We start from the raw sequence: 18,806 nt of genomic DNA, 5'->3' as shown, positions 1-18,806 counted from the left end.
GAGCGAGCATGTTGACGGCCAGATCGGGACGGTGGCGCCGCACTGGTGCGGTCCACATTCCTGGTGAATGCCGTGTATGCGGCGCTCACCAGGCGGGCGCCAAGCTGGCCGATGAGTTCTACACCGAGACCTGCCGTCGCCTCGAGGAGCTGACCTCGCGGTTCGCCCCGGCGGAGCGCGACACGCTCGCCGCCCTGCTCGGCCGCGTCGTGGGGGACAACAAGGTTCCCACCGTCTTCATGGAGCCGGATCGCATGCGCTGAACCTGAGAAGGAGGTTGCGGTTCGTCATACGAACTAATATTGTTCGTGTCACGAACTCAACCCCTTTTTGTGTTGGAGTGTCAATTATGAGTCGTACAGTCGTGGTCATCGGCGGAGGTTACGGTGGTTCTGCGGTCGCCAAGGCGCTGGACGCGGAGGCCGACGTCGTCCTCATCGACCCCCGGGACGCGTTCATCAACTCGGCCGGCTCACTGCGGGCGCTGACCCAGCCCGACTGGGCACCGAACATGTTCTTCCCTTACGACCAGTGGCTCAGGCACGGCACGGTGGTGCGCGACCGCGCGGTCTCGGTGGACCCCGGCGGCGTCACCCTGGCCTCAGGCCGGCGGGTGGAGGCCGACTACCTGGTCCTGGCCACCGGCTCCAGCTACGCCTACCCCGCCAAGCCCGCCTCTGACTCCACGGACGAGGTCCTGGACGACCTGCTGCGGACCCACAAGGAACTGGCGGGTTCCGAGCGGGTGCTGGTCCTCGGTGCTGGGCCGGTCGGCCTGGAACTGGCGGGGGAGATCAAGGAGGTCTGGCCGCACAAGCACGTGACCATCGTCGACCCGGCCGAGCAGCTGCTGGCCTCCTTCCCCGCGGAGCTGCGCGAGGAGCTGCGCCGTCAGCTCGACGAGCTCGATATCCACCTGCGACTGGGCACCGGCCTGACCGCGCCTCCGGCGACCGAGCCCGGCCAGGCGGCGACGTTCACCGTCACCACGGCCGGCGGGGAGGAGATCACCGCCGACATCTGGTTCCGCGCGCACGGCGTGCGCGTCAACAGCGACTACCTCGCCGACGGCCGGCTGACGACGCGTACGCCGGAGGGGCAGGTTCCCGTCACCGAAACCCTCAACGTCCATGGGCGCGACGCCGTTCATGAGCACGTCTACGCCATCGGCGACATCACCGACGTCGCCGAGACGAAGAGGGCCGGGTCCGCGATGCAGCACGCCGAGGTGGTGGCCCAGAACATCATCGCCCAACTGCGCGGCGAGCAGCCGGAGGCCACCTACCAGCCGTTGCCCCACCCCATGATCCTGCTGCCCCTCGGCCCGCATGGCGGTGTCGGCCTGTTGCCCACCCCCGACGGCCCGGCCGTCGTCCCGGCCGAGACGGTCTCGGCGTACAAGGGCGCCGACCTGTTCACCGGCCGCTTCACCGAGCAGTTCGGCGCCGCCTGACATGGACTACACCCAGCTGGGCCGCAGCGGCCTCTCGGTGTCCCGGCTCGTCCTGGGCACGATGAACTTCGGGACGGAAACGTCCGAACACGACAGCCACACGATCATGAACCGTGCGCACGAGCACGGCATCAACTTCTTCGACACCGCTGACGTGTACGCGAAGGCCGCACCGAGCAGATCATCGGCCGGTGGTTCGCCACCGGGGGCGGCAGGCGCGACAGGACCGTCCTGGCCACCAAGCTCTACCTCCCAACGGGCGCGTGGCCCAACGACAGCCGCCTGTCCGCGCTGCACATCAGGCGCGCGTGCGACGCCTCCCTCCAGCGGATGGGCACCGACCACATCGACGTGTACCAGATGCACCACATCGACAGGAGCACGCCATGGGAGGAGATCTGGGAGGCCTTCAGCGTCCTGCGCCAGCAGGGCAAGGTGCTCTACTTCGGCTCGTCCAACTTCGCCGGCTGGCACCTGGCGCAGGCACAGGAGACGGCGCGTGCGCGGCATATGCTCGGCCTGGTCACCGAGCAGTCCATCTACAACCTGATGAACCGCTGGGCCGAGCTGGAGGTGCTGCCCGCGGCGCGGCACTACGGGCTGGGCCTGATCCCGTGGTCGCCGCTGCACGGGGGAGTGCTCGGCGGCGTCCTGCGCAAGCAGACGGAGGGTGGCACCTCTCGCGGCGACTCCGGGCGATCGGCCCACACTCTCGCAAAGCACCGGGAAACGATCGAGGCGTACGAGAAGATGTGCGCCGGCATCGGCGAGGACCCCGCCGACGTCGGGCTGGCCTGGTTGCTCGCGCAGGACGGCGTGACCGGGCCGATCATCGGGCCGCGTACGGTTGAGCAGCTCGACGGCTCGCTACGCGCGCTGGCGATCACCCTGGACGAGGGCACGCTGACCAGGCTGGACAAGCTTTTCCCGCCGCCCGGCCCGAACGGCGCCAAGCCCGCGCCGGAAGCGTACGCCTGGTGAACATCTCCATTTGTACGGAAAGTTACGTGGAAAGGCAGAACAATGTCCGCACATAATGTCGTCTTCGGTTTTGGCGCGCATTCCGGCATTGACGACATACCCGAGCTGTTGCGCATGGCCCAGCAGGCCGACTGGGACGGGCTTGACATCTTCACATTGTCAGACCATCCCTACATCGGCGGGCGCCTGGACGCCTACGCCGCGCTCGACTTCATCCTCGGGCGTACGCAGCACATCGCGGGCTTCGCCAACGTCACCAACCTGCCGACCCGGCCCGCTCCCATGCTGGCCAGGACAGTGACGTCGCTGTCCGCGCTGTCGGGCGGCCGGATCGTGCTCGGCATGGGCGCGGGCGGGCTGTGGGACCGCATCGCCGACATGGGAGTGCCGCGACTGACGCCCGGCGATGCCGTGGACGCCTTCGAGGAGGCGATCGTCCTGGTCAAGCTGCTGTCGGGCGGCGGCCCTCCCGTCACCTACCAGGGCAACCACTACCAGGTGCACGAGATCGAGCCCGCTCCCGTCGCCGCGCCTCCCGTGTGGACCGGATCGGTCGGCCCGAAATCACTGGCCGCCACCGGCCGGGTCGCCGACGGCTGGATCCCCGGTCACGCGGCCGACTGGCTCAGCGAACGCTACCGGGCCTCCCGGCCGATCATCGATGAGGCGGCGGCGTCCGCCGGCCGCGATCCGAGCGAGATCCGCACGGTCTTCAACTTCCCCGGACGCATCACCGACCGGCCGCTGCCCGCCACCCGCGACCGCGACGGCCGCTGGCTCGGCGGCTCCGTCGACCAGTGGGTCGAGGAACTGACCGGTGCCGTGCTGGAGCACGGCGCGTCCGGCTTCACGCTCTTCTCCGCCGGCCACGGCGCCCCGGACCTCACCGTCCTGGCCCGCTGGGCCCAGGAGATCGTCCCGTCCGTCCGCGAGGCGATCGCGAAGTAATGCGACATTGGCCGCATGCTGCTCCCCGGAGCGCACTGTTCTACGCGGCCACCAGCCGCCCTGGATGCTCCGCTGCGGAGGAGGTCTGACAATGCGACTGCTGGCGACCGGCATTGCCTCATTCCGGAAGCTCTCGCTGCCCGTGTTCTGAGGCATCCGGCCGTGTTCGTCGCTGAACTCAAGGCATGATCGTCATTGTGTCGATCGCCACCTTTGACGCTGGAGAACGAGTTCGATGAATAAGACCGACCGGCAATAGGCGCTGGGGAGGTGGTCCCGGACGGCAGAACGGGCACGGGTCCACGCGATCATGGAGTTCTCTACGCTCGGAAGCGATTCCCAAACCGAGAGACACGGCTGGCGCTCGAACTTTCGTGTGCATCAGGCTCGTTCGGATGATCGCTCCGCGGCCGGTGCATAGGAGAAGAGTCTCGTGCGCAGTTCGGTGATGATGTCGAGTCAACGAAGTGTCGGGAAGCTCGGCAACGCCGCCGACGAACCCGACCGCCCCCCGAACCGACACAGGTGCTCCGAGCATGCCAGCCGAGTGGCGGACAGACGTCTGACCAGGGAGAACGTGACCCTCCTTCGATTTGGTAATCGCTTGTCAACGCACCAGGGGGAGGAAGAGCGTGTCGACGATCTCTTCGAGAACCTGGTCGGGTACGGCGGCGAAGGTCGTCAGGAACTCGTGGCGAAGCAGGTCGAAGGGCAGGGTCTTGATGCGTTCGGTGAGGTTCTCCACCTTGACTTCCCCGCGGTCGACGGCACGGTGGTAGATCGTGTCGATGGCTTGCTTGCGGCCGGTCTCGGAGGGATCGAGCAGTTCGCTGGGGCTGGACCCGGTCGCCTGGTAGTAGTCGGCCAGGTACACGCTCATGACGGTGACGAGCTGGACGCGGGTGGCGTTGATCTCCCGCATGAGGGTCAGGACGTCCTCGCGCAGGCTTCCGGTGTCGGGAACGGCCAGGACGTTCTTGTGCAGGATGTGGACGAGAGTCGCCCGGACGAGTGCGTCGCGGTCGGGCCAGCGGCGGTAGAGGACCGGAGGGCTGGTGCCGGCGCGTTTGACGACGGCGTCAATGGTGAACCTGGCGTAGCCGGTGGCGGTGAGCTCGTCCCAGGCCGCGTCGAGCAGCGCATTCTCCAGGGCCGCTCCGCGGCGCCGTTCGGACATCGTCGCTCCTCCAGTTAGATAGATTTGCCTATCTTAGATTAGCGCCCTAGCCTGAGGTCCGTAAGATAGAACACTTTATCTTTAAGGGGGCGTCCATGAACGCCGGCGGTACCCAGTCACCACCCATCCCCGGTTCCAACCGGGTCGACCCGGCCTTGCGGCGCCTGACCTACACGTTGATCGTCGGCGCGCTCGCCGTCATCTTCGACACCACGATCATGAGCGTCGCCATCGACAGCCTCGCCGGGCAACTGCACACCTCGCTTGCCACCATCCAGTGGGTGACCACCGCCTACCTGCTGGCCCTGTCCGCCACGATGCCGACCGTCGGCTGGGCCCAGTCGGTCCTGGGCGGCAAGCGGCTGTGGATCCTCGCCCTGGGCCTGTTCTTCGCCGGATCGATGCTGTGCGCCGCGGCGTGGAACGCCCCGAGCCTGATCGCATTCCGCGTTCTCCAGGGCATCGGCGGCGGCATCATGATGGTGCTGATGGCCACGCTGGCCATGCAGGCCGCCGGGGGCCGCAACATCGGCAAGGTCATGTCGCTGATCACCGTGCCCACCGCCCTGGGCCCGGTCATCGGCCCGGTGATCGGCGGCGTCATCCTGCACCTGGGCGACTGGCGCTGGATCTTCCTGTTCAACATCCCCTTCTGCCTCGTCGGCGGGTACCTGGCCTGGCGCAACCTGCCCAAAGACGGGCCTCGGGCCGGGGGCGACCCCCGCCTGGACCTCGTGGGCGTGCTGCTACTCTCGCCCGGCATCGCCGCCGTCATCTACGGCCTGACGCAGCTCGGCGGACCCGACTGGTTCATCGGCCTCAAGGCCGGGCTGCCCCTGCTCGCTGGAGTCGTCCTGCTTACCGGCTACCTCGCCTGGGCCCTTCGGCGCGGAGCCGACGCCCTGCTCGACATCCGCCTGCTCCGCCACCGGGCCCTGGCCTCGTCCACGGCGCTGCTGCTACTGGCCGGAGCCGCCCTCTACGGGGCCATGCTGCTCATGCCGCTGTACTGGCAGCAGGTCCGCGGCGAATCCGCTCTAGGCGCCGCGCTGCTGCTCATCCCGCAGGGTGTGGGCACCCTGTTGTCCCGTTCGCTGGCCGGCAAGTACATGGACCGCATCGGGGCGCGTCCGGTCGCCGTCATCGCCTTCGCCGTCACCTTCGCAGCCACCGTGCCGTTCGGCTTCGTCACTGCCACCACGGACAACACCATGCTGATGGCCGTGCTGTTCGTCCGCGGCCTCGGGCTGGGCGCGGCCATGATCGCCTTGATGGGCGGCGCCTTCGTCGGACTGCAACGCCAGGAGATCCCGGCCGCCTCCAGCATCAGCCGCGTCGCCCAGCAGATCGGCGGCTCCATCGGCACCGCGATCCTCGTCATGATCCTGCAGCACGCCACCGCCAGCACCCACACCCGGGCCGCCCTGGCCTCGGGATTCGGCGACGCCTTCTGGTGGGCCGCCGCGTTCACCGCCGCAGCGGTGCCGCTCTGCCTCCTGCTGCCGCGCCGAGACGACCCCGAACCCCAAGACCAGGACACCACTCCTGACGCACCACCCGCCGAGGTCTGAGCAACCTCGGCACCGCCGAGCCTGATGCACACGAAGTTCGAGGGTCAGCCGTGTCCCTCGGTGTGGGAATCGCTTCTCAGTGATCACGAAGGACAGCCGTGCCCGCGCTGCCATCTTGCCTGTTCGAACCCCTCTGGGACCAATTTGCCGAACTCCTGCCCACACGACCGGAGTTCGCTCTGAACCACCCGCTCGGCTGCCACCGCCGGAGGGTCCCCGACCGGACCGTGTTCGAGCATGTGGTGCTCGCGCTGGTCCACGGCTCGGGCTACGAGCGTCTCCCCAGCCCCGGATGCTCGGACCGCACCATCCCTCGAAGGCTCAATGAGTGGGCGGAACAAGGCATTTCCGAGGCCGTCCACGCTCTCGCGCTCCAGGCCTACAACCGCATGATCGGCCTGGAGCTGTCCGAGATATCCGTCGACGGCTGCATCACCAAGGCCCCGTGCGGCGGCGAACGTGCGGGCCGTTCCCCGGTCGACCGCGGGAAGCAGGGCCTGAAGCGCTCGATCGCTACCGAGGCCCACGGCATCCCGCTCGGCCTGGTCGCCGCCGGGGACAAACCGCCACGACTCGCCTCTCCTCGGGCCGACCCTCGAAGCCGCCATCGGGCAGATCGGACCCCTGACCGAGGACGTGAACGTCAACCTCGACCGTGGCTACGACAACACCAAGTCCCATGATCTGCTCCGCGAGTTGGGCTTCACCGGCGAGATCGCCCGCAAGGGAGTGCCCGCCCCGACCCAGGCCGGCAAGCGGTGGACCGTGGAACGGACACATTCGTGGATGAACGGCTACGGCAAGCTGCGGCGCTGTACCGACAGGAACGGCGCGGTCGTGGGGTTCTATCTCTACCTGGCCGCCGCACTCGTCACGCTCCGCATGCTGATCCGCCACGCCACCACCCGCTACCGGTGGGACGGCCGCCCCACCACACGCCGTCTCAAGTGATCCATTTGCCGGTCGGTCGAAGTAGCGTCCGACCTGCGGTGACCCCAAACCCTGTAGGTAAGGGGTCTCGGCGTAGCCGGCGCGGGTGCTGGCCGCGGTGAGGGAGTCCAGGAAGCGCTCGACCGCCGACCCGATTCCAGCTGCGGGCGTCGCGCCCGAGGCGGGGTCGGCGGCGGGGCCGGGCCGGCCAGGGAAGGTCACGACGGACACGGGCGACCTCCTGCTAGATCGCTGATGTGAAATTTTGGTGATCGGCCGCGGGCGTGACGAAGGGCGTCCATTGTCGGTGTGTGAAGACTGACTTAGACGCCCTTCTGACCGCACTCTATGTGCATCTGGACGATCACGTGATGCCTTCGCGGGGACGGCCTCGCGGACGGGGCCGGCCGCCGGTGCTGACCCCGGCCGAGGCGGTGGTCGTGGCAGTGGCGCAGGTGCTGCTGCGGTGTGATGACGAACGCCGCTGGATGCGGATGGCGGCCAGCCGGATCGGGCACCTGTTCCCCAGGCTGCCGTCCCAGTCGCAGTACAACCGGCAACTGCGTGATCTGGGGCCGGCCATGTCGGCGGCGGCGTTGTGGCTGGCCCGCCAGGTCCCGACCTGGCACGAGCCTTTGCGGCTGATGGACGGCACCCCGATCCGCTGCGGCGCCTCGCGAGTGACGGTCAACAGATCACACCTGGGTGAGATCGCCGGATACGGCATGGACAAGTCCCACCACGCCTTCTACTGGGGCGCCAAGCTGATGCTGATCACTACCGCTGATGGCGCGGTGACCGGCTTCAGCCTGGCCCACCCCAAAGAGCTCGATGAACGCAAGCAGGCCCTGCACCTGCTGCACGTCCACCAGATAGCCGACGGGCCATGCCCGATCGTGTGCGACAAGGGATTCGCCGGAGCCGGCATCGAGAAGGCCGCCGCCGATCTGGGTCATCTCCTGATCCGGCCGACCCGCGAAGACGAGCCTGCACGCGCCCTGCCCTTTCCCGGCTGGCTGCGCCAGCGCATCGAGGCGATCATCTGGACACTGAAGAACCAGCTCGGCCTCGAACGCCACAACGCCCGCCACCCCGACGGCCTCTGGGCCCGTATCAGCCAGCGCATCCTCGCCCTCAACGCCGCAATCTGGCACAACTGGAACACCGACGCACCCGTGAAACGGTCCCTGACCGCCTACGACCACTAACCCAAATTCACATCAGCGATCTAGGGCGATGTGACTCGTAATGTAGCCAAGTCGCCGTCGCGGCTGCGGACGCCGAGCTGGGCGGACGCGATCCACCGAAGGCTGGGGTGAAAGATAATCGAAGTTCTGTGTCACATCCTCCGGCCGCACCTCGTTAACGAGATCCTCGCCGCAGAATGAACCCGGAAAGGGCCATCCCCGGCGGTGTAGCGTCAAACCGCGAAATTGATCATGAAGGGTGCCTGCCATTGGAACTACAAGACACACGGTTTGACATGTCTCACGGTGAGCGTGTCCACCGACACAGCGATGTCGCAAGTGCGTTGGCGTTGCACAGCGACCGGCAGCTCGGCGAGACGCTGGAGCAGGCGCAGATGCTGGGGACGGGGATAGGCGGTACCTCGACACTGCTGGCCATCGACGGTGTGCCGGTCTTCGCCAAGCGAGTGCCGTTGACCGATCTGGAGCGCCGTGCGGGCAACGTGATGTCCACGGCCAACCTGTTCGGGCTGCCTCCGTCTTGCCAGTACGGGATCGGTGGGCCGAGCTTCGGTGCGTGGCGTGAACTCGCAGCCAGCGTCATGACGACCAACTGGGTCCTGGCTGGACGAAGTGCGGCCTTTCCGCTGCTGTATCACTGGCGGGTGCTGCCGGGGGCGCCGTCGCAGAGTGACCAGCTCGCCGATGTCGAGGCGGTCGTGCAGTACTGGGATGGGTCACCGGCGGTACGGGAGCGTCTCCACGCCGTCGCGCAGGCTTCGGCCAGCGTTGTGCTATTTCAGGAGTTCATCCCCTACAACCTCCATGACTGGCTGACCGCTCAGCTGGCCGCCGGCCAAGACGCGGCGATAGCGGCAAGCACCATGGTCGAGTCGTACCTGCTCACCGACGTGGCCTTCATGAACGGCCAAGAGCTGATGCACTTCGACACCCACTTCCGCAACATCCTCACCGATGGCGAACGCCTGTACTTCGCCGACCTCGGGCTGGCGACCTCCTCTCGATTCGACCTGTCCAAGCAGGAGATCGAATTCCTGGACCGCAACCGGACTCACGACGTCGGTTACGCGCTGATGCGGCTGGTCAACTGGCTCGTCACCGATATCTGCGGCGTGCCGGTGCCGCGGAACGGCGTGCTGGAACAACGCAACGAGTACATCCGCGCGTGCGCGGACGGCGCGGATCCCGCTGGTGCTCCGCCGGCTGTTGCCGCCATGCTCCGCCGGTACGCGCCCGTGGCGGAGGCCATGAACGACTTCTACTGGGACCTGTTCTGGTCCGATCGGCGGACAACGCCGTATCCGAGCGAGAAGATCGAACGCGCCATGAGCGCAATGCGCTGATCCCCATCAAACACGGCAACACGGACACCGAGCCGCCATGATGCGCACATCAAGACCCTGGCAACCTCATGTCGCCGGGACCTTCTCACTCCCTGTCGGCCCTCCGCTCCCGAAGCTGGCCCCAGCCCCAAAGTAGGTGTTCGGGACTGGCAGGAGTCGTTGACGGCGTCGGCGAGTAACGAACACCGTGGGACGAATCACCGCATAACCAAGGCTGCTGACGCTACGCCGGGGACACCGGGCAGGGCGCGTGTTCTCCCTATGGACGGGCCCTGGCACGCGTCGCTGCCGGGGAGTTGGTGGCACTGTCTCTGTGGCGGGTACGGGACGGGGATCGCCCTCGCTTCAATGGCCAGAGACGCGGGACGTTGATCGCCTCTCGTCACTTGCCCTTGGTGAAGCCGACGGCCGGCACGCGGCTCGTACGGCCCGCCGTGACGTTGGATCAACCGACTCAAACGCCACCGTGGCCATCAACGACTTGGCTCACCGTCCTTTGCGAGCCGGCCTAGGCACGGTAGTAGCTCAGAAACATGTCCACGCCCGTCGTGATCAGTTCGTCGGTGAAATCCTCATCCAGCGTGTCGCCGTAGGCGCTGTGCACGATGTGGGGGTAGAGCACCAGGGCGTAGAACTGCACCAGCGCCAGGTCCATGTTGGGTATGCGCAGGTCGTTGCGCTGGTTCAGCGCCTGCGCGAGCGGTCCGGCGAAGCGGTCCGGCCCTCGCTCGCGCCAGGCGCGGCCCAGCTCGGGGAAGCGGCGTGACTCCGCGATGATCAGGGCGCGCAGGGCGGAGATGTCGCGGTTGACCAGGCCGCGCACCCATCCGCGTGCCGTGCGGACCAGAACCTCGCGGATGTCATCGCCGCCCCGCAGATCTTCGCGCATGACGCGCAGGGTCTCCCCGAGCGCCTGCTCCAGGCTGTCGCGCACCACCTCGATGAACAGCTCTTCCTTGCTGCCGAAGTGGTTGTAGACGGTCACCTTGGATACGCCCGCCTCGGCGGCGATCTGGTCGATGCCGGCGCCGAACCCGCTGTCCAGGAACACCTCGCGGGCCGCGCGCAGGATGGCGGTCCGCTTGCGTGCCGCGCGCTCTCCGGACGGGATGTGCTTGGTGGTTGCGCTCACTCTCGCACCCTAGCATCCACCTGAACTGAACAGTTGAGTTCATATGAACGCTCCAGTACAGTTCTGGTCGCCGCCATCGACGGCGGCCCCGCCTGCACGAAAAGGAAGATCATTGATGAGCGAGATCAGGATTCTCGGCATCTCCGGTAGCCTGCGCGCCCAATCGCACAACACCGCGCTGCTGCGCGCCGCCCAGAAACACGCCCCTGGCGGCGTCTCAGTCGAGATCTACGAAGGGTTGCGCGACATCCCGCCCTACGACCAGGAACTCGACACCCCACACCACCGCCCCCAGGTGGTGCGGGAGCTGCGCGAGCGCGTCACCGCCGCCGACGGGCTGCTGATCGCCACGCCGGAGTACAACTACTCCATCCCCGGAGTCCTGAAAAACGCCATCGACTGGGTCAGCACCGACTGGACAGGAACCGAGGGCCTGCCGCTGTTGCGCAAGCCGATCGCCATCCTCGGGGCCTCCCCGACCAACTTCGGCTCGGTACGCGCCCAGCTCGCCCTCCGGCAGGTCTTCATCTGGACCGACTCCGACGTGATCGCCAAGCCCGAGGTGATCGTCTTCCGTGCGCACGAACGCTTCGGCGAGGGCGGCAACCTGACTGACGATACCACCATCGGCCTGCTCCAGAGCCTGCTGGAAGCGCTGACCGCCAAGGCCGCGTGAAGGGGGTGGACACCATACGGGTACGAGGCACCGTCGCCGACGGCTTCGAGAAGGTCAGAGACGAGTTCGCCGCGGCCGTCACCGCCGAACCCGGCCTGGGCGCCCAGCTCGCCGTGCGCCTGGCCGGCCGGCAGGTGGTGGACCTGTGGGCGGGACCGGGCGTGACCGGCCAATCCCTGTTCGCGCTGTACTCCTCCGGCAAGGGCGCGGCCTACCTGGTCGTCGCGCTGCTGGTCCAGGACGGGGTACTGGACCTGGACCGGGCCGTGGCCGCGCACTGGCCGGAGTTCGCCGCGGCGGGCAAGGGCGACCTCACCCTGCGCGACCTGCTCGCGCATCGTGGGGGGCTGATCGGCGTGGAGGGCGGGTTCAGCGCGGTGGAGTTGGCCGATGACCGGCTGCTCGCCCAGCGGCTGGCCGCGCAGAGGCCTTACTGGCGGCCTGGCAGCGGGTACGGCTACCACGCCTTCGTCATCGGCGCGCTCATCGGCGAGGTGGTGCGCCGGGTGACCGGCCGCTCGATCCAGGAGATTTACGCCGAGCGGGTGCGCGCCCCCTACGGACTGGACTTCTACCTGGGGCTGCCCGAGGCCCTGGAGACTCGTTACGTGCCGGTGCAGCCGGCCCGTGGCGGCGGCCAGGGCGCCCCGGCGCCGGACAGCCTGACCGGGATCGCCTTCAACCTCAACGCCACCCCGCCCACCGACCTGGTCGACTTCGCCAACACGCGGGCCGTGCGTGCGCTGGGCCCCACCTCCTCCGGAAGCGTGGGCAACGCCCGCGGCCTGGCCACGCTGTACGCCGCGGCCATCTCCGAGATGGACGGGCGGCCGCCGTTGCTGGCCCCCTCGACCCTGGCCGAGTTCACCAAGCCCCACGCGACCGGCACCGACCTGGTCACCGGTGAGCCCGACCACTTCCTCCTGGGTTTCGAGGCTCAGGGGGTGCGCTACCCCCTGCTCGGCGCCGGCGCGTTCGGGCACAGTGGCGCCGTGGGCGCGCAATCGTTCGCCGACCCGGGGAGCGGGATCGCCTACAGCTACACGCGCAATCGCTTCGCCATCGGCGGAGGGGGCGGCGCTCAGGAGAACCACCGGCTCATCGCCGCAGTGTTGCACGCGATCAGCTGAGGCCGGGTCGCCGACGGTGGCCAGGGCGTGCCGCTCGATGAGCGCGCCCACAGGTCTCCATCGGCGACCTTCCTGGTCCGCCTCGGCGGCCGCCGGCGGCCACGACGTCACCCAGGCGGCCTGTCGGGATTGGAAGGTTTAACGACACCCTCTGATTGGGTCCCGCAAGCCCTCTCGAAAACCTGCGCGGGTGGGCGCGCGGGAGCCTGGCCGGGGGAGCGCTGGCGGTCAGGGGGTGGTGCTGGCGATGCGGGCGGCGTGGCGGTAGTCGGCGGCGGTGGTGCGGCGGGTGAGTGCTGCTGCCCGGGGTGTCGCGCCTGTGCGCTGACCTCCTCCAAGCCGGCCGAAAATGATCAGGCCCGGCTGGCCTGACTTTCCGCGACTCGCCTGATGCCCTCGGCCCACCGGTTCACCGCAGCCTGAAGTTTGCGGCTGTTCATGAACAGGCCCAGCAGCGGACCGGACATCGACTCGGTGACCGTCAGCGCGGACGAGTCGTCCTGTCGCCGGCTCAGCACGTGCCTGTGCACGGCCTTGGCCCCGAAGGACACGCCGGTCCAGGTCAGCTGTCGGCGGGGGTCGACGACGGCGAACCGCGAAGCGATCTTCGCCTTGCCGTTGGTCCAGGTGAAGGGGGCGTCCACGGTCACGCCGGCCGGGAGGTTCACCTGGCTGACGGCCGGATCGATCCGCGGCCAACTCGTCGGATCGGACAGCACGCGCCACACTTCCTCGACCGCGGCATCGATGATCACTTGGGTCACCGCCTGGACGGGAGCGACGGCGTCGACGCCGTCGCGCTTGGCGTACTGCTCGTGCAGGACCTCCAGTGAGGGACCGGAGTACAGCAGCGACTTCAACATGGGGATGATCCCTTTCGGGAGTGGGAGGGGCTCGAGAACGTCCGGGCGAAGCGGCGGCTGATTCAGACCAGCCGGTGCAGGGCGGCGATGACCTGTCGCCCGGTGGGCGTGGTGAAGTCGCGCACCATGTCGGTGGCGAAACCCGCCACGGAGGTCACCACGCCGCCCGCGGCCTCGATCTGCCGGAGGGCGGCCTCTTCGGTACGGGGGGTGATGCCGCCGCAGGCGTCTACCAGGACCTGCACGGCGATGCCGTCCGCGAGGGCGTCGAGGGCGGTGCGCAACACGACGATCTCGGTGGTCACCCCACAGATCACCAGGGTGGGACGGCCCGCGGACAGAACGGCTGCGCGCCAGGCGGTGTCGTCCCAGCAGGACGGGCCGGTGCGCACGTAAGGCCGGCTCTCGGGCAGTTCGCCGATCGTCCCGGGGCCGCCGGGACGAGGTGCGGCGGAGACGGTGAACGGCAGGTCGAGGGCCGTGACGATGTCGTTCAGGACCGCGACAGCCCGGCGGATGGAAGCAGCCGGATTGGTGGCACTGGCTTCCACGATGCCTTCCTGCAGGTCGGCGAACACCAGTTGGACAGAAGCGTCATTCAGCATGATTCTCCCTAGAAACCATTCAGCTCATGAATGATTTAGCTACGGTAGCGTACAGGCCATGAACACTGTCAAGCTGACCTCCACGCTCGCCTTCCGGCTCGGCACGCTGGGCGCCGTCGTGAGCGAGCGATTCTCGGCACGACTGGCGGCCCACGGCCTCAAGCCCAAACATGTGGGACTGCTGACGGTGCTGGAATCAGGAACGGCGACTTCTCAGCTGGACATCGCCAAGCTCATGAACGTGGCGCCCAGCCTGGTGGTGTCGCTTGCCGACCGGCTGGAGGAGCTCGGGGCGGTGCGGCGAGAACGCGATCCCTTCGACCGGCGCAGGCAGACGCTCGCGCTGACGCAGGAGGGCCGGGAACTTCTGACGGTGTGCACCAGGGCGGCGGCCGAACTCGACACGGAACTGACCGGCGACCTCAGGCCCGAGGAGGCGGAGGCGCTGCGCAGCGTTCTGGGCACGCTGGCCCGGCACAGCGGCCTGCCGACCGACTGATCCGTCCCGCCGCGGCCCCTTCACGTGAAGGGCTAGAGGCGCGGACTTGATCTCGGTCCTCGCTGGTAACGGCCGGGCTTCAAGATCGACTCATGGCCGGTTTTACCCGTATCTCCTGCCAGTTGACCCGGTGATCCTGTTCACCATGCCCGGGTAGGTGGTGAAGCTGTCTCGCCAGCGCTGTTGTTCCGGCTCCGGGGGTGCGGGCGCCCCGACCCAACAGGTTCCGGCAGGCGGACGATGCGAACGGTGACCATCAGCGTCCCGGTGGCCCTGTGCTCAGCGTCACTGTCTCGTTTGCGAGCTGGGGTGCCTGCGACGCCAGGTCCTGCGAACACTGGATGGTCGTTCGATGTCCGGGACGGGGACCCCGGCATTTTCACGGCCCGACCGGACGGGCCGGCAGGCCGCGATAAGGGAGCGGCTCGCTGTAGACGAGGTTGGTGGTAGTGCTGCCGAGTTCCAACAGCTCGTCCACGACCTCCTCGAGGTGCCCCATGGAGGTCGCGGCGATCTTCAGCACGTAGCAGTCCTCGCCGGTGGTCCGCAGGCATTCGAGGATCTCCTCGCGCTCCTGGAGGAGGTGGTGCAGCGGGGTGTGCCGGTTGCCTGGATACTTCAGGCGTACGACGGCCAACACCGGCAGCCCGGCCTTGGCCATGTCGACGCGGGCGTGGTAGCCGGTGATGACGCCTGCCGACTCCATCCGCCTGACCCGCTCGGTGGTGGCGGAGGCGCTGAGGCTGACCCGCTTTCCCAGCTCGGTGAGGGGGATGCGGCCGTCGCGCTGCAGCTCGGTGAGGATCGCCCAGTCGGTCGCGTCAAGATTCTCGGTCACCAGGCCAAAGTACCGTCAGATCCACGGCCAGACCGCAGCTAAGCCGGGAAGACTCCCTTCAGATAGGCCCGATCAGCTGGATAGCATGAGCCTGTGAAAGTTGGAGTCAACGTTCCGAACTTCGGGCCCGGCACTGATCCGGAGAGGCTGCGCGGCTGGGCTCAAACCGTCGAGGGGCTCGGCTTCGACCTGCTGATGGTCTCCGACCACGTCGCGGTCACGCCTGATGTCGCCGAGCAGTACCCGGCCCCCTTCTACGAACCCTTCACCACGCTGTCGTGGCTCGCGGGCGTCACTCACCGGGTACGGCTGGGGACGACGGTGCTGGTCGTGCCCTACCGGCATCCGCTGCTGGTCGCCCGCATGGCCGCCAACCTCAACCGGCTCAGCGGCGGACGGCTGGTCCTCGGCGTGGGTGTCGGCTGGGCGCGGCAGGAGTTCGAGGCGCTCGGCGTCCCCTTCGAACGCCGCGGCAGGCTCACCGACGAGCACCTCCAGGTCCTCAGGTCCGCCTGGAACGACGCCGACGACTACCGGAGCGGCCAGATCCCCATCTGGGTTGGCGGCAAAAGCGACGCCGCGCTCCGCCGCGCCGTGCTCCTTGGCGACGCGTGGCACCCGCTCCGCTTCACCATGCACTGGCTCGACGAGGCGGTGGAGCGGCTCGGGACGATCGCCGCAGCCGAGAGCCGCCCGACCCCCGCCCTGGCTCCCCGCATCGTGCTGCGTCTCACCGCCGAGCCCCTCACCGAACGCCGCGCGGGCGAGGGGACGATCGACCAGGTGATGGCCGACCTGGAACATCTGCGCCTGCTGGGCGCCGAGAGCGTCCTGCTCGACCCTTTCCTGGGCGACCCGGACGAGACCCACCACCCCGAGACCGCGTGGCAGGCCCTTGCGACCGTGGCCGCCCACCGAAAGGAGCACCCATGACACCCGACGACGAACGCCTGCTGCGCAGGGCCATCGACCTCGCCGCCAAGTCCCGCGCCGCCGGTCACGCCCCCTACGGATCGCTGCTGGCCGGTCCTGATGGCGCCATCCTCATCGAGGAGCACAACACGGTGCGCGCCGACCGGGACATCAGCGCCCACCCCGAGATGAAGCTGGCCCGCTGGGCGGCCCGCGAGCTCGATCCGGCCGCCGCCGCCGCCACTACGATGTTCACCAGCTGCCAGCCCTGCGGCATGTGCACCGGCGCGATCGACCGCTCGGGCCTGGGCCGGGTCGTTTACGCCCTCTCCGCCGAGCAGCACGCCGAGCTCAACCCGAAGGGCGGATTTCCCCACGTCTCCCAGGATGGGCCCGCCCTCTTCGACGAGGCCCGAGTCCCGATCGACGGCTACTACACCTGACACAGCCCTGGATGGTGTGGCGGTGGAATGGACGTAGGGCGACATGCGGGCCTTCGATCTGGGCCGCACATTCGACTTCGTGTTCATCACAGCCAATTCCCTGCTGCATCTGCATGAGGCTGAGGATCTGGTGAGCTGCTTTCGGTCGGTCCGAAGACGCCTTGGCGCCTGGAGGGGTCCCAGTAGCAATGAAGAAATTTCCAACGAAGTAGCGCCTGACCTGCGTAAACGTAGGAGTTGACCGCCTGTGGCGGGTTGATGATCACTACCGCTACGGTCGTTCCGGTACGGCACGTGGAGTGGTGCGTTGTCAGAGAAGATCTTCTCCGAGGAGCAGTTGGAGCAGCTGCGCTCGTTCCCGGAGATCAGCGCAGATGAGTTGATCCGGTATTTCACGCCGACGTCGGCTGACGTGGCGTTCGTGAGTCCCGGCGGGCGAGGCCCTGTCGACCGGCTGGGCATGCTGGTCCAGCTCTGCACGCTGCCGTGGCTCGGGTTCGTGCCCGACGATGTGGCCTCAGCGCCGCCGGCGGCGGTGGCCCGGGTCGCGGAGCGGCTGGGCGTGGCGCCAGCGGCGCTGCGGCTGTACGGCAAGCGCGATCAGACTCGCTCGGATCATCTGGGCCTGGTCGCCAAGTATCTGGAGTGGCAGACCGCCCCGGCGGGCAGCCAGGCGATGAAGGAGCTGGAGCAGTTTCTGCTGGACCGGGCGATGGAGCACGACTCGCCCACGCTGCTGTTCAACCTGGCGCGCGAGTACCTGATGGCGGCCAAGGTGATCCGGCCCGGTGCACTCATCTTGGCCAAGATGGTCGGCACTGCCCGCAAGGGCGCCTCCGATCTTACCTCGCACCTGGTGGGGCACCCTCCACGGCATCGCCGCCGCCCTGCCGCACTTCCGCCGGCAGGGCGGCGGGCACTTCGTGACCGTCGCCTCCATCGGCGCCCACCGGGTGGTCCCGACCAGCGCCGTCTACTCCGCCACCAAGTACGCCGCCTGGGCCATCACCGAAGGACTGCGGCAGGAGCTCGAACCGGGCATCAGGGTCACCACCATCTCCCCCGGCGTCGTGGAGTCCGAACTGGCCGCCTCCATCACCGAGCCGGGCGCGAAGGAGGCGATGCGGACCTACCGCGCGGTGTCAATCCCGGCCGACGCCATCGCGGGCTTGGCGCGGGGCGGGAATTCATCGCGTACTCGGTATCGGTAGCGCAGCGGTGACTCTCCCACCTCCCGTTTGAACGCGGTGCTGAAGGCGCTCTCGGAGGCATAGCCCAGCTCGGAGGCCAGCGATCCGATGCGGACTTCCCCATCACGGAGAGCGCGCTGCGCCAGCAGCATCCGCCAGCGGTTGAGATAGGTCAATGGCGGCTGGCCCGCCACGCTCCGGAAGCGTTCGGCGAAGGAGGTTCGTGACATCGCCGTGGCGCGTGCCAATTCCAGCAGGCCCCAGGGCTTTCCGGGTTCGGTGTGCATGAGGCGCAGCGCCGGGCGCAACCGTTCGTCGGCCAGCAGCCGTAGCCATCCTGGTGGCAGTTCGGCCTGGCCGACGTAGGCGCGCAGCACCTCCAGGAGCAGGAGCTGGCCATACTGCCGGATCGCGAACGCCGAACCGATCCGGTTGCCGGTCACCTCGTCGAAGAGCCGGTCGAGGCTGCCGCGCAGGTTGGTGGCGGCGGTGGATGCCCGGACGTGACCCACAGCCGGGAGCGCCTGCAGCAGCAGCGCCTGACCGGCCGGGTTGAGATCGACGGCGATCCCGATGACGACATCGACGGTGCCGCGGTCGGCGTCGGCGAGCAAGCTGAAGTTCTCCTCGGGAAGGATCTCTTGGCGCGGTCCGTCGCCGGTGCCGCCCTCTTGCTCGATCCATGACCGGTTGTTCAGGATGGCGACGTCGCCCGGTTCGAGCTCGATCGGCCCGTCTACGCCGTCGGTGGTCAGCCGGGCCCGGCCGTACACCATCGCGATGAGCTTCAGCGGGTCCTCGATGGGGGCGCGCGCCACCCAAGGACCCCGAGTCGCGAAGCCGCCTGACACCAGGCCATGGATCTCGATGAGGTCGAACACCTCGGAGAGTTGATCAACGACCATTT

At 68.0% G+C, this 18,806-nt stretch carries 18 protein-coding genes and 3 pseudogenes; 15 read left to right on the top strand and 6 right to left on the bottom strand.

The window, feature by feature from the left end; translation table 11 throughout:
* Positions 1-8 precede the first annotated feature (8 nt).
* The 4 genes and pseudogenes from ACQPWU_RS28875 (at position 9) to ACQPWU_RS28860 (ending at position 3,382) form a co-directional block, all read left to right on the top strand.
* A complete protein-coding gene (locus tag ACQPWU_RS28875; protein WP_433444861.1) occupies positions 9-263 on the top strand; it encodes a hypothetical protein in 255 nt (84 codons plus the stop codon).
* An 86-nt stretch (positions 264-349) separates the two neighbouring features.
* Positions 350-1,453 (top strand): NAD(P)/FAD-dependent oxidoreductase, encoded by a 1,104-nt coding sequence (locus ACQPWU_RS28870; RefSeq protein WP_433444860.1) that lies wholly within the window; start codon positions 350-352, stop codon positions 1,451-1,453.
* A 1-nt stretch (position 1,454) separates the two neighbouring features.
* Positions 1,455-2,434 (top strand): annotated as a pseudogene (locus ACQPWU_RS28865) (aldo/keto reductase).
* Positions 2,435-2,476: 42 nt separating this feature from the next.
* Positions 2,477-3,382, top strand: coding sequence for an LLM class flavin-dependent oxidoreductase (locus ACQPWU_RS28860; RefSeq protein ID WP_433444859.1), 906 nt, complete (start codon positions 2,477-2,479; stop codon positions 3,380-3,382).
* Between the two features lie 607 nt (positions 3,383-3,989).
* Here ACQPWU_RS28860 and ACQPWU_RS28855 read toward each other — a convergent pair.
* The gene (locus tag ACQPWU_RS28855) at positions 3,990-4,559 is read right to left on the bottom strand and encodes a TetR/AcrR family transcriptional regulator (RefSeq protein ID WP_433444858.1); all 570 of its coding nucleotides are present in this window, start codon (positions 4,557-4,559) and stop codon (positions 3,990-3,992) included.
* A gap of 95 nt (positions 4,560-4,654) precedes the next feature.
* Here ACQPWU_RS28855 and ACQPWU_RS28850 point away from each other — a divergent pair, with 95 nt between their 5' ends.
* The 4 genes and pseudogenes from ACQPWU_RS28850 to ACQPWU_RS28835 all read left to right on the top strand — a co-directional run bounded on the left by ACQPWU_RS28850 (position 4,655) and on the right by ACQPWU_RS28835 (position 9,611).
* Positions 4,655-6,130 carry an MDR family MFS transporter gene (locus ACQPWU_RS28850; RefSeq protein WP_433444857.1) on the top strand — a complete coding sequence of 492 codons (1,476 nt, stop codon included), beginning with the start codon at positions 4,655-4,657 and terminating at the stop codon, positions 6,128-6,130.
* Positions 6,131-6,228: 98 nt separating this feature from the next.
* Positions 6,229-7,081: pseudogene (locus ACQPWU_RS28845) on the top strand (IS5 family transposase).
* Positions 7,082-7,371: 290 nt separating this feature from the next.
* Entirely contained in the window at positions 7,372-8,268 is an 897-nt protein-coding gene (locus tag ACQPWU_RS28840; protein ID WP_433429273.1) for a transposase, read from the top strand.
* Positions 8,269-8,591: 323 nt separating this feature from the next.
* Entirely contained in the window at positions 8,592-9,611 is a 1,020-nt protein-coding gene (locus ACQPWU_RS28835; protein WP_433444856.1) for a serine/threonine protein phosphatase, read from the top strand.
* Positions 9,612-10,119: 508 nt separating this feature from the next.
* Here the strand turns inward: ACQPWU_RS28835 and ACQPWU_RS28830 are convergent.
* Positions 10,120-10,743 carry a TetR/AcrR family transcriptional regulator gene (locus ACQPWU_RS28830; protein WP_433444855.1) on the bottom strand — a complete coding sequence of 208 codons (624 nt, stop codon included), beginning with the start codon at positions 10,741-10,743 and terminating at the stop codon, positions 10,120-10,122.
* 115 nt (positions 10,744-10,858) lie between these two features.
* On the opposite strand from ACQPWU_RS28830, the gene ACQPWU_RS28825 reads away from it, so the two are divergent.
* Both ACQPWU_RS28825 and ACQPWU_RS28820 read left to right on the top strand, forming a co-directional pair.
* Complete coding sequence (locus ACQPWU_RS28825) at positions 10,859-11,419, top strand: NADPH-dependent FMN reductase (RefSeq protein ID WP_433444854.1); 561 nt, start codon at positions 10,859-10,861, stop codon at positions 11,417-11,419.
* A gap of 5 nt (positions 11,420-11,424) precedes the next feature.
* Positions 11,425-12,549: a serine hydrolase domain-containing protein gene (locus ACQPWU_RS28820; RefSeq protein ID WP_433444853.1), complete on the top strand. Its 1,125-nt coding sequence runs from the start codon at positions 11,425-11,427 to the stop codon at positions 12,547-12,549.
* Positions 12,550-12,902: 353 nt separating this feature from the next.
* Here ACQPWU_RS28820 and ACQPWU_RS28815 read toward each other — a convergent pair whose 3' ends face one another.
* Both ACQPWU_RS28815 and ACQPWU_RS28810 read right to left on the bottom strand, forming a co-directional pair.
* Entirely contained in the window at positions 12,903-13,412 is a 510-nt protein-coding gene (locus ACQPWU_RS28815; protein ID WP_433444852.1) for an SRPBCC family protein, read from the bottom strand.
* A gap of 62 nt (positions 13,413-13,474) precedes the next feature.
* Positions 13,475-14,017, bottom strand: a complete 543-nt coding sequence (locus ACQPWU_RS28810) for an isochorismatase family protein (protein ID WP_433444851.1) — start codon at positions 14,015-14,017, stop codon at positions 13,475-13,477.
* A gap of 58 nt (positions 14,018-14,075) precedes the next feature.
* On the opposite strand from ACQPWU_RS28810, the gene ACQPWU_RS28805 reads away from it, so the two are divergent.
* The gene (locus ACQPWU_RS28805; RefSeq protein WP_433444850.1) at positions 14,076-14,516 is read left to right on the top strand and encodes a MarR family winged helix-turn-helix transcriptional regulator; all 441 of its coding nucleotides are present in this window, start codon (positions 14,076-14,078) and stop codon (positions 14,514-14,516) included.
* Between the two features lie 379 nt (positions 14,517-14,895).
* Here the strand turns inward: ACQPWU_RS28805 and ACQPWU_RS28800 are convergent, their stop codons facing one another.
* Positions 14,896-15,354, bottom strand: coding sequence for an Lrp/AsnC family transcriptional regulator (locus tag ACQPWU_RS28800; RefSeq protein ID WP_433444849.1), 459 nt, complete (start codon positions 15,352-15,354; stop codon positions 14,896-14,898).
* Positions 15,355-15,447: 93 nt separating this feature from the next.
* Between ACQPWU_RS28800 and ACQPWU_RS28795 the strand changes: the two genes are divergently transcribed.
* The 4 genes and pseudogenes from ACQPWU_RS28795 to ACQPWU_RS28780 all read left to right on the top strand — a co-directional run bounded on the left by ACQPWU_RS28795 (position 15,448) and on the right by ACQPWU_RS28780 (position 17,920).
* Positions 15,448-16,287, top strand: a complete 840-nt coding sequence (locus ACQPWU_RS28795) for an LLM class flavin-dependent oxidoreductase (RefSeq protein WP_433444848.1) — start codon at positions 15,448-15,450, stop codon at positions 16,285-16,287.
* A complete protein-coding gene (locus ACQPWU_RS28790) occupies positions 16,284-16,709 on the top strand; it encodes a nucleoside deaminase (RefSeq protein WP_433444847.1) in 426 nt (141 codons plus the stop codon). The genes ACQPWU_RS28795 and ACQPWU_RS28790 overlap by 4 nt, the downstream gene beginning before the upstream one ends.
* Positions 16,710-17,016: 307 nt before the next feature.
* Positions 17,017-17,472 (top strand): annotated as a pseudogene (locus ACQPWU_RS28785) (DUF4158 domain-containing protein); the annotation flags it as partial.
* 25 nt (positions 17,473-17,497) lie between these two features.
* Complete coding sequence (locus ACQPWU_RS28780) at positions 17,498-17,920, top strand: SDR family oxidoreductase (protein ID WP_433444846.1); 423 nt, start codon at positions 17,498-17,500, stop codon at positions 17,918-17,920.
* Here ACQPWU_RS28780 and ACQPWU_RS28775 read toward each other — a convergent pair.
* Positions 17,839-18,804 (bottom strand): AraC family transcriptional regulator, encoded by a 966-nt coding sequence (locus ACQPWU_RS28775; RefSeq protein ID WP_433444845.1) that lies wholly within the window; start codon positions 18,802-18,804, stop codon positions 17,839-17,841. The genes ACQPWU_RS28780 and ACQPWU_RS28775 overlap by 82 nt on opposite strands.
* Positions 18,805-18,806 lie beyond the last annotated feature (2 nt).

Origin of the sequence: Nonomuraea sp. CA-141351 (assembly GCF_050944675.1) — a bacterium.
GTDB lineage: Bacteria > Actinomycetota > Actinomycetes > Streptosporangiales > Streptosporangiaceae > Nonomuraea.
The sequence above is the reverse complement of the archived record's forward strand: the minus strand, read 5'-3'. Positions and strand labels throughout refer to the sequence as shown.